We start from the raw sequence: 10,249 nt of genomic DNA, 5'->3' as shown, positions 1-10,249 counted from the left end.
TTTGTTTAACCAATCCGGCCATATGCGTGAATACAGCCGTACAATCAGCAGGCACTTCAGGCCCCAGGAAGATCAATTGTTTGCGGTGAAACGGCCATTCAGACGATCGAACATTGAACGTTGTGGGTTGACGCGATGAATTACCAAAGTTAACACAGGTACCGCTTGCAGTTAACATACTTACCGCAACAGCCAGCACATGGCCACCGATCGAATCAAACACCACATCATATTTTCCCGCGGCTTTTGCCTCTTCTATTGACGTAAACACAGCATGAGGCATTACTCCATCATTTTCCATTTGCTGTTTCAGGTTAGGGCGCCGGCTTACTGCAAATACTTTTGCCCCGGCCATGGCTGTTAATTGACATAAAATTCGCCCAACACCGCCTGCGGCGCCAGTGATCAATACCTGCAGGTTAAGCAACGGGCCCACTGCTTCCATACAAGTTACAGCAGTACCTGCTGCTACCGGCAATGAAGCAGCCTGCGCATCACTAATATCATCAGGTGTTGTGGCCATTTGTGCCGCGGCAGCAACAATGTATTCGGCCCAGGCTCCTTGTTGAACAAAACCAAAAACGCGCGTACCTTCTTTTGGTGAGTTGCCATTTGAAGCTGCTTTTATTATTACACCCGCAAAATCCCAACCGGGAATATAACTGGTAGTAGCAGCAAGGGCCGTACGCACTTCACCCTGGTTTAGTGAAAAAGCAGTAACTCGTATCAGCGCCTGGTGGGGTGCAGGAACAGGAACAGAACATTCCGTTATCTTAAAACGTGAATCAGGATCCGTAACGATAGCCCGCATGCGGTTTAACATTTCCATATAACGTTGATTTTTGGCAAAGCTAAAATCAGCGAAATGGAAAAGCGTTGATTTGAATCAACAAAACTAACGTGCAGGGTTTCTCAACCTGCTTAATGTTTCTTTAGTCATACCCAGGTAATTTGCAAGCATGTGATGAGGTATGCGTAAGAATAATTCAGGAGAAGTGCTCATTAACTTATCGTAACGTATTTGAGGCGTTTCATAATAAGAGGCTTCCAGCCGTTCCATAAAATAACAGGCAGTGTGCTGAGCCAGGTACCTCCCAATTTTTTGCCATGAATAGGAGCTATCGAAGAGATCGATTAATTTTTTGGCATCCATGCAAACCAGGGTAGACTTTTCAACCGCCAGGATATTTACCTTTGAAGGCTTTTGCGTTACAATGCTATAATAGTTGGTAACAAATTCATGTTCTATAGCAAAATCAAAGGTGCGGTCTTCTCCGTTATGATCTTTTACCCAGCGAAAACAACCTTCGAGTAAAAATCCAACTGTTTTACATATTTTACCTTCTGCCAGAAATAATTCTTTTTTGTCGTACACCTGTATGTACAACAGCTCATTCAAATTTTCCCATTCCAGGTCATTTAAAGGAACAAGGCTGTTTAAATACGTTCGAAGGGGCGTAAAATCTTGGTTCATGGTGCTTCAAATGTAGCCCCTTTCATGTTAAGCCGGCTTCAAAAAGCCTGGCACAATTTTTTATATAACCTGCGCGCTTATCATTACAGGATAGTGTCCTTTCTTCTAACAAATATTTTCCGCATTTCGTAAACTCCAAAATCGTTTACTGGCACAGTTTTTCCGGTCTATTCGCACCTCAATACTATTTGAAAAACTATGAAAGTGTCAACTCTACGCTTCCTAAAGCTATTGCTTTTTGTTGCAACATCGTTTTGTGCCAATGCTACTAACTATTATGTAGACCCATCATCCCCGGGGAAAAATCTCGGAACATATGATGATCCGTGGCACGACATTAACGACATTCCGTGGACGATAAATTATTTTCAACCGGGCGATAACGTTTACTTTAGGCGCGGTCAACAATACACGGGTACCTTGTCTATCAACAGTAATGGTAGCGAAGGTGCACCCATAACCATCATGCCCTATGGTGAGGGCAGTGCACCCCTGTTTAAATTCAATCCGGGTAGCTTTCCCGATCCAGTGATCAGTAACCGGGTAATGATCCGCCTGAATCAATGTAACTACATTGTTATCGATGGCTTTGAAATGACCGACTATACCATCCCCGATTATGATCGAAGTGGCACGGCTAATGTGGGCTACGGGGTTTACATTTATAAAGGTTCCGGGGATGGCGGTTCTCACAACGTTATTAAGAATTGCACTATCTCGAGATTAGGCGCGGGCATTAACATAGATGGTGGTAGCGACAATACCATCACCAATTGCACCATCAGCAACCTGCGCATGATCATCAATACGCCTTACCAAATGTGGGACGATTTTGGCGCCGTGGGTATCGTGGTCGGCGGTTCTAACAATACCATCTCCCATAATCAAATCCACGAATGCTGGAGCAATAGCTACGATTATCACCTGGACGGTGGCGCTATTGAAATGTATGGCGATGTTTCTGATAACAAAATATTATACAATACCGCCAGCGATAACATCGGCTTTGTTGAATTCGGCAGCGGCTGGGGCGGTCATGCGTTCAATAACCTCTTTGGGTATAACCTGCTCGTAAATAACGGACATGTATTTTGGATCAACTCCAGCAGCGTGTTTGCTCTCGATGTTCGCAATCTCCAGTTCTTCAATAACGATGTTATTGAAACAAAAGCACCCCGCCTTCCCGATGTAAGGAATCTTATGGGCATTACGTCTACTCCCTGGGTATCGAATGTGATTACCATGAAGAATAATATTTTCTGGATCAACACTTCTTCCAATATTACCGATCCCAATTTTAAACCTTTTAATGGTCCGCAAATGATCCACCAGAGCAACATCTTTCATTTAAATGGGGGCAGCCTTGGGTTTGAACCCGATTGGTCAGATCAAAACCTTCCAAAGGAGGTGGAGGTGTTTGCCAATACATACTCTTACGATCCGCTTACCTGGAATTACGATCTGCGGCCAAGTGCCTGTGCCGTTAACTGGGGACAATGGACGGGCATTGTAAAAGACTTTTGGGGTAAAGATGTACCCTACAGTGGTGTTCCTGATGCTGGTATTTCTGAGAGCAATTCCAGCCTTACGCCCGCCCGCATCTCAACGGCTTCAACCGGTTTGGTAAGTATTGAAAATCGCGACGAGGCAAGCAGCCTGACTATTTCGCCCAATCCGGCCCAAGATTATGTTTACCTGAAATTGACAGGCAATAATTATTTAAACAAAGAAGTAGTACTGACGAATATGGCTGGCGTAGTACTTCAAAAGCACAAATTGAACGATGCAGGTAGCCAGGTGAAGCTTAACGTTAGCATGCTGCCTAAAGGTTCTTATGCCGTAAAGATTACAGATATTCAAACCGGTAAATCGCAAAGCAAAACATTTATAAAATAAAGTGGGAGGCATTTGACGTAATAAAGTGGAAAAATGCCTGATATTTCATGGCCCTGTTAGGGTTTATAAGATCTTTAATATGAATGTCGCGGTGTTTAGTTGCATTCTACGGGCATGTAACTATCTCCCCGGCAAAAGTAGTAAAGGCCCGCTTTCGCGGGCCTTGTAAGTTATTGGCGTCGTAGGGATTGATTTAATCCACCACTTCGGTACACTTTTATATGGATGTTAATCCTTAATTAGCCTTTGCACCGGCACTTACTCCATGATGTTTAGTACCTATGTGTGCACCGGCACTGCAGGAGCTAATGGAGACACCAATTACCACAAGCATAGCAACAATTATTGAAAACTTTTTCATATTGTATGTTTAGAATACATAAATAAAAAATTGTGCCGCAGTTGTTTTTGCACAGGTAATTGCTTCACTATCAACACTGTTTTTCAAAATTGATAGAATCTTTCTGGATTGGCGTATGCCCGGAATTAGTGGCAGGGAGATACTAACCAGTTACTCTTATCGGCTATACAGACAAGGATTATCTGCTATATTTCTTAAATGAGGAAACAATCTCCAGGATCAAAAGACTAAATACATGTTGAATTGTTTCATCACCCGATTGTGCTTTTTCACCCCAACTTAATTTCTTCTGAAGTAGCCAGAACAAAACAGTAACTGTTGCTGCAGTTAACGTATCAAGAATAAGAACAGGATTGTTCGAAGCTTTTACTGTTATAGTATGAAGGTGTTTTATGGGCATCCCGCCGGCAATTTCAAACTGAGGTGCAAAGCAAAAAACTTTAAAATGGCAATCTTCACTAAAGCTTAGTAGCCGAACGGTCACTTTGGGAACCTTGTAAAAAAGCATCCCTTTGGAAAGTACGTATGTTTTCAAGTCATGCACCAGGGTAACTTCGCCTTTCTCAATGTAGAGCATAGCAGCATCATCTTTTCCCGCAATACTCATGAGCGGAAAAAGTTCCATCTCCGTAGAATCTACTATTAAAAAAGTGCTTTCCATTCCATCAGTTTTTGTTTGTATCTCATAATTGCTATTCCAATCCGCTGGAACTTCATGTATGGTTTTTACCTGAACGGGTGATTGATGTGTGGTGTTCATTCTTATGTTAGTTTTTGGAGGATGCATTTTTATCATGATTTAAGTAGCGCCTTTTTTTCAAACCGTAAATTAGCTCTATACCAGGGGCTGATCCAAATTCTGAGGCCGACAAAAGTCTGACACCGACCGGACAAAAAACGGGAAGTAATCCGTTAACACTGGACAAAAAATGGAAATGAAAAAAATTATATGATCTCTACATGCCGGGGATCGGCGGGTGCAGCAACGCAATGAGCTGAGAGCGTGGAGCGAATCATCTTATTTTCAATATGCTCAATTCTTTTAGCATAAATCCAGAAAACGATTGCTATCAGCAGCGCCGCAGTAAGAATAATAATGAACAGGAACAAATTTTTTTTCTTCATGTAATTACAGGCGGCTGCCATTTTATTAAGAGCGAAATTACCTGCCTACCAGCGGACGATCCAAATCCGGAGGCCGACAAATGTCTGACATTGACTGGACAAAAAATGGACATATATCATAACCCCCTTTAAGAGAAGGGTTTAAACACCCGCTCGTTAAATCTTGGTCAGAAACGTTTCCGTTGCTAACTCATCTTCCAGTTGTAACCGCTTGCGGAGACGTTGCCTGATCTTATAAACGCTATCAGTAGAAATGCCGAGCATGGACGCCATTTGCTTTGTGTTTAGATGCAAACGGATAAGTGATGCCATACGCTTCTCGGCTGCAGTAATGTCGGGAACCATTTCCTTGAGTTTTAAAAAAAAGCCCGGATATATTTTTTCGAATAATGTCTTAAATTTTTCCCAGTCATCTTCGGTAAGGATGGTTTGCCGGCTTAGCTCGCTGGCAAGCTGTTGCTGTTCATCGGTAAGTGGTTTGGTTGCTATCTGCTGTTCCAACTGTTCTATAACCCTTGTTTTTTCAATGATGCTATGGGTAAACATGTCCAGTTGCTCTTTTGCCGCTGTCAGTTCTTTTTCGGCAGCCACCTTTTGCTGAAAAGCCAATTGCCGCTGAAACCTGGATTTTAAACGCTGGCGATTGACAACCAATAAACCCACAATGGCAACAAAAACAATAGCGGCAATAATATAATTACGCTCTTGTGTTTCGGCATCTTTTTCTTTTTGAAGATCACGGATCTCAGCAATGTTTGACTGATTGTCGAGTCTGAGCCGGGCAATTTCCAAACGGCTGTTTGCAACAGCATGTTCGATAGAATCGTGGAGGTTATTATATAATTGTGAATAGTGATAAAAGCTGTCGCTGTTTCCCAGGACACGATATACATCGGCTGTGGCATAATACACATCCTGAAGGAAATACTGCAATGGCTGAGGTTGTTGTTGAAGCATTCGCAGCGATTCCTTTACCTGCAGCAATGCGCTGTCTTTTTTACCCTGCAATAAATTGATTCTCGCTATCATTTGCAACGAGTGGGCCGCATTGGCAATTTCGCCATATTCTTTACTGCTGCGGTAGTCGAATTCAAGCAATGGTTTAGCGAGGTCGTATTTTTTTTGTAAAAAATAGACATATCCTTTATTTCCCAAAATAATTCCTTTCCAAACTTCAGAATTTAACGCATTTGCCATTTGCATGGCAACATCAAAATAATAAAATGCAGAATCGTAGTTGCCAATTTTTCGCCAGCAAAGTGCTATCGTATTCCAACGGCTCATCGTATTTATTCTTGCATCATGGGAAGTGTCTTTTTCATTATTAATAGATCTACGAATGTAATAGATGCCCTTGTCAAGGTCACGTGTGAGATAAAAAAGCTCTCCGAGAAACTGGTATTTGTGCGATTCAGCTGTTATTCCTTTTTTATCAAGAATTTCAACCGCATTTAAACAATACATTGTCGACAGTTCAATTTGATTGCAGAAAAACATTGTTTCTCCATACCACCAGCTCACGGCTGCAATCAGGTATTCGTCATCTATTGCATAAGCCTGTTGTAATGCAGGCTTTATTAGTTTTACTATGGAATCCTTTGCCGCCTTGTCCCGTATTTTCCATAACATAGTTGCCCGAAGGTGTTTTATGCGCACCTGGAAATAGGGTCCTGCCGAAACACCTTTTTTTTCAAGCTCATTTAAAGTGCGGAAAACAATGGCAGTGTCTGTACGCTGCAATATATCCACGATCTCATTAAAGTTTTTGTTTAGCGTATCATCATCTGCATCTAAACTTTTCACCCAGGTTCCCAATGGCAAAGATTGGTTTTGTGAAAATGCAGGAACATTTTGTTGAAGAAAGATAAATAATCCTAATAGCAGATATGGCGTTTTGGTTAGAAGCATCATTTGCTGTTATTATAACTATACAACAAATTCATAGCAATAGTAGTTTCCCATAAATTGCATGAAACCCAGGACTAAGTTACACTCATTTCAGGATATTGATATTCAAATTATTAAACTTTTCCCTTTTGAATGATCTGTTCCTTTTTTTATCGGACAGATACAATTAATTATATTCCAGAATAAAATATTCGCACTAATTATGAATACATTCTCAAAAGAAACTCTTAGAGGTAAAAATGCCATTATTGTAGGTGGTTCACGTGGAATTGGTAAAGCAATGGTAGAACGTCTCTCCTCCGCAGGAGCATCAGTAGCCATCAATTATGTCAACAGTCAGCCAGCAGCAGAACAACTGGCAGAACAGATCATTCAACAGGGAGGAAAAGCAGTTGCTGTACGGGCTGATATTTCAAAGCTGCCAGCTATCAAATCATTGTTTGAGCAGGCGGAGGAACAGCTGGGGCCACCTGATATAGTGATAGTGAATGCGGCAGACTATGTTCCTGCCCTGTTGTCGGAAGCAACGGAGGAACAGTACGATCGCATCTTCAATACAAACACCAAAGGAGTTTTCTTTGTACTGCAGGAAGCCGCCAGGAGGGTGCGCGATGGTGGACGCATCATTGTTACCTCCAGTGGCGGCACACAAATGTATTTTACTATGAACTCCATTTACCTGGGTAGTAAAGGAGCTGTAGAGCAGTTTGTTCGTGTATTATCACGTGAACTTGGAGAACGTAACATCACGGTCAATACTATTTCGCCGGGGTTTACCAATACTGATCTGTTACCCGACCGCGATCGGGCTGTGGCCGCCGGCATGTCACCATTTAAACGGGTTGGAGAACCCTATGATGTGGCTGATGTGGCCGTCTTTCTTGCCAGCGATGCGGCCAGATGGATTACCGGCCAGAATATTGGCGCAGGCGGCGGCGTATTTTAAGATATAACTATGACTCATCAATAACTAACTACGTCATACCAGTGCGTAGTTATTCTTTTTGATGAAATGAGTTGTTGTCTACGCTTCGTGCAGGCGGTGGCGGCATTTTTGCTGATACTGTAGTAAAAAGCAGGCATGGAGAATTCAACAACCGGATCATACAAAGCAGGTACAAGCGGGCTCGTATTACCCGTACCTAATAAACAGGCTTTTCCGCCAGAGTTCAGGGATAAAAGCCGGCTTACCTACTACAGTTCCCTGTTGAATAGTCTGGAGGTAAACAGTTCATTTTATAAAGTGCCGCAACCAGCCACCGTTAAAAAATGGGCAGATAGTGTGCCGGCGGGTTTCGTCTTTACGTTTAAGCTATGGCAGGAAATTACCCATATAAAAAAGTTTGCCTACAAACGGGAAGATGTGTTGCGGTTTATGGAAGTGATTGACCAGGCTGGCGATAAGAAAGGATGTTTGCTTGTGCAATTTCCCCCTTCTTTAACCATAGAGCGATTTGGACAGGTGGAATATTTGCTGGGCATCATACAAAGCATTGTACCGGAACATGGCTGGAAGGTGGCCATCGAATTCAGGCACCCATCCTGGTATATTGGTGAAGTATACGAGCTGGCCGATGAATATGCCTGCAGCATGGTTTTACATGATATACCAAAGTCGATGAACAGGCGGCTCAATAAAAAAGCAGCATTTGTATATCTCCGTTTTCACGGACCAGCGGGTGATTACCGGGGTGGTTATTCTGACGAATATTTGCAGCAACAGGCCGAACTGATTTCCGGTTGGCGCCAGGAAGGCAAAGATGTTTATGTTTACTTCAATAATACTATTGGGGATGCGATTAAAAATGTAATGACCTTGAATAATATGATCTCATTTCATTCAGCCAACGGTCATTCCTTTTCCTAAAAAGAATGATAAAAACAGGGTGCCAGGCTGGCGAAAAGCTTGGTTTTTAAAATGTTGTTCTTATATTTACACTGTCTCTTTCCAGGTAACATCTAATTAACTGTCTAATTGCCTCACCGACAGATAGTTACCACAGTTTTAACGATTTCTTTTGTTTTAGTTATTGCACTTGTATTCTTGTTTTTTGCTTTTGTATTCTTGTTTTCGTTTTCAGTTCAGTTTATTGTATTGATAAGTCTTTATTTAGTTAACAGTAAAAAAATTAACGTTATGAAGCTTTCTGAGTTTATTGTATTGAATGAAGCGGAAAAAAAGCACGCTGTTATGAACAATGCCGTAGCGCTCGCCACAAGGACTTCTCCCGGTCTTGTTATTTTCCTTTTTCAGATAGAAGATTATTACGTTGAAGCTTATTGCAATGCGACAGACAAATCGATCGAGGAATATTGTGTATTACCAGATACCAATGCGATCCGTCACTACCTGGAGGCTATCCGGATAGACGACCTGCTAAACTGATTCCTTTTTACAGAATTTGTTGCAACAGCGGAGATGATGTTAGGTGCGGCGGACAAGACTTATTAATTAATTCCGGGATTGTAAAAAATTAAGACTACCTTCATGCAGTTATTTTGAGCCTCGCATTAGTATTCATTAATTACATTGCTTAATACATCTGCATTATAGTTAGTTTCTTACTTCTTGCTTTCCTCAGAAATTACTCATAATTTAATTTCACGGAATGAACATTTATGTTTCAAATTTAAGCTTCAACGTACAAGATGAAGACTTAAGAGATTTTTTCGCTCCTTATGGAGAAGTTACCTCAGCTAAGGTTATTACAGACAGAGAAACGGGCAGATCAAGAGGCTTCGGCTTTGTTGAAATGTCTGACGAAGCTGCTTCCCAAAAAGCTATTTCAGAATTGGATGGCGCAACTGTTGAAAACAGGGCGATCAGTGTATCTGTTGCCAAACCGAAAGAAGACAGGTCTTCACGGAATAGTGACAGAAGCGGTTTCAATAACCGGAATAGTTATAATGAAAACAGGTATTAAAGAATTCTCCTGATATACGAAAGCCCCGCATGGGGCTTTTTTTTTAAAAGAGCCTTCAAGTCGTTAGATTTGAAGGCTCTTTTGTGTACTTTCTATACCCATCATCTCTCAGTAAAAGAACTGTTCTTTGATGATCTTATCGTTCTTTACATGAAAGACCCCAATTTCTTCGAGTGAAATGCGTGGCTTGCCTTTGAACGTGACCTCCTGTTTAAGAACGACACTGAAAAATTCACCTGCGACGATCGGTTCGCTGCAGGTATAACTATGTACGGTTTCAATGGCGGCCCTACGTGCAACACCTTTCGCTTTGACTGCTTCCAGACCATTAGTAAAGATGGCCAGCCCCATCGAGGTTGCTTTTTCAGACTCCTGACAAACGACATTTTCATCATAGAGAGCGTCCTGGATCTCAATAAATTTCCGTTGGTTGGCCATTTCGTGATAAAAAGCTGCTGCTTCCTGAGTTGTCATATATTATTTTTTGTTGACCTCATAAAGGTAAAAGGGCCGGGTGACAACCCTATGTCAGCAGGGTGTTGAAATTTGGCACAATCGCCC

11 protein-coding genes are annotated in these 10,249 nt (G+C 41.9%); 5 read left to right on the top strand and 6 right to left on the bottom strand.

Annotated elements, in window-relative coordinates:
* Both ACJ751_RS10345 and ACJ751_RS10340 read right to left on the bottom strand, forming a co-directional pair.
* A partial coding sequence (locus ACJ751_RS10345) for a zinc-binding dehydrogenase (RefSeq protein WP_407745416.1) occupies positions 1-829 on the bottom strand: 829 nt, incomplete at its 3' end.
* Positions 830-895: 66 nt separating this feature from the next.
* Positions 896-1,474, bottom strand: coding sequence for a Crp/Fnr family transcriptional regulator (locus ACJ751_RS10340; RefSeq protein WP_407745415.1), 579 nt, complete (start codon positions 1,472-1,474; stop codon positions 896-898).
* Positions 1,475-1,672: 198 nt separating this feature from the next.
* Here ACJ751_RS10340 and ACJ751_RS10335 point away from each other — a divergent pair, with 198 nt between their 5' ends.
* Positions 1,673-3,370, top strand: coding sequence for a right-handed parallel beta-helix repeat-containing protein (locus ACJ751_RS10335; RefSeq protein WP_407745414.1), 1,698 nt, complete (start codon positions 1,673-1,675; stop codon positions 3,368-3,370).
* A 539-nt stretch (positions 3,371-3,909) separates the two neighbouring features.
* On the opposite strand, the gene ACJ751_RS10330 is transcribed toward ACJ751_RS10335, so the two are convergent.
* The 3 genes from ACJ751_RS10330 to ACJ751_RS10320 form a co-directional block, all read right to left on the bottom strand.
* Positions 3,910-4,491 (bottom strand): hypothetical protein, encoded by a 582-nt coding sequence (locus ACJ751_RS10330; RefSeq protein ID WP_407745413.1) that lies wholly within the window; start codon positions 4,489-4,491, stop codon positions 3,910-3,912.
* 185 nt (positions 4,492-4,676) lie between these two features.
* Positions 4,677-4,856, bottom strand: a complete 180-nt coding sequence (locus ACJ751_RS10325) for a hypothetical protein (protein ID WP_407745412.1) — start codon at positions 4,854-4,856, stop codon at positions 4,677-4,679.
* A gap of 156 nt (positions 4,857-5,012) precedes the next feature.
* Positions 5,013-6,767 (bottom strand): hypothetical protein, encoded by a 1,755-nt coding sequence (locus ACJ751_RS10320; RefSeq protein WP_407745411.1) that lies wholly within the window; start codon positions 6,765-6,767, stop codon positions 5,013-5,015.
* 199 nt (positions 6,768-6,966) lie between these two features.
* On the opposite strand from ACJ751_RS10320, the gene ACJ751_RS10315 reads away from it, so the two are divergent.
* The 4 genes from ACJ751_RS10315 to ACJ751_RS10300 all read left to right on the top strand — a co-directional run bounded on the left by ACJ751_RS10315 (position 6,967) and on the right by ACJ751_RS10300 (position 9,688).
* Positions 6,967-7,710: an SDR family oxidoreductase gene (locus tag ACJ751_RS10315; RefSeq protein WP_407745410.1), complete on the top strand. Its 744-nt coding sequence runs from the start codon at positions 6,967-6,969 to the stop codon at positions 7,708-7,710.
* A gap of 135 nt (positions 7,711-7,845) precedes the next feature.
* Positions 7,846-8,631, top strand: coding sequence for a DUF72 domain-containing protein (locus ACJ751_RS10310; RefSeq protein WP_407745409.1), 786 nt, complete (start codon positions 7,846-7,848; stop codon positions 8,629-8,631).
* Positions 8,632-8,901: 270 nt separating this feature from the next.
* Positions 8,902-9,150, top strand: a complete 249-nt coding sequence (locus ACJ751_RS10305; RefSeq protein WP_407745408.1) for a hypothetical protein — start codon at positions 8,902-8,904, stop codon at positions 9,148-9,150.
* 223 nt (positions 9,151-9,373) lie between these two features.
* Complete coding sequence (locus tag ACJ751_RS10300; protein WP_407745407.1) at positions 9,374-9,688, top strand: RNA recognition motif domain-containing protein; 315 nt, start codon at positions 9,374-9,376, stop codon at positions 9,686-9,688.
* A gap of 108 nt (positions 9,689-9,796) precedes the next feature.
* On the opposite strand, the gene ACJ751_RS10295 is transcribed toward ACJ751_RS10300, so the two are convergent.
* Positions 9,797-10,162 carry a SnoaL-like domain-containing protein gene (locus ACJ751_RS10295; RefSeq protein ID WP_407745406.1) on the bottom strand — a complete coding sequence of 122 codons (366 nt, stop codon included), beginning with the start codon at positions 10,160-10,162 and terminating at the stop codon, positions 9,797-9,799.
* Positions 10,163-10,249: the final 87 nt, after the last annotated feature.

It is taken from the genome of Niastella sp. (assembly GCF_045805085.1).
Classification (GTDB): domain Bacteria; phylum Bacteroidota; class Bacteroidia; order Chitinophagales; family Chitinophagaceae; genus Niastella.
This window is presented reverse-complemented; position numbering and strand designations above follow the sequence as displayed.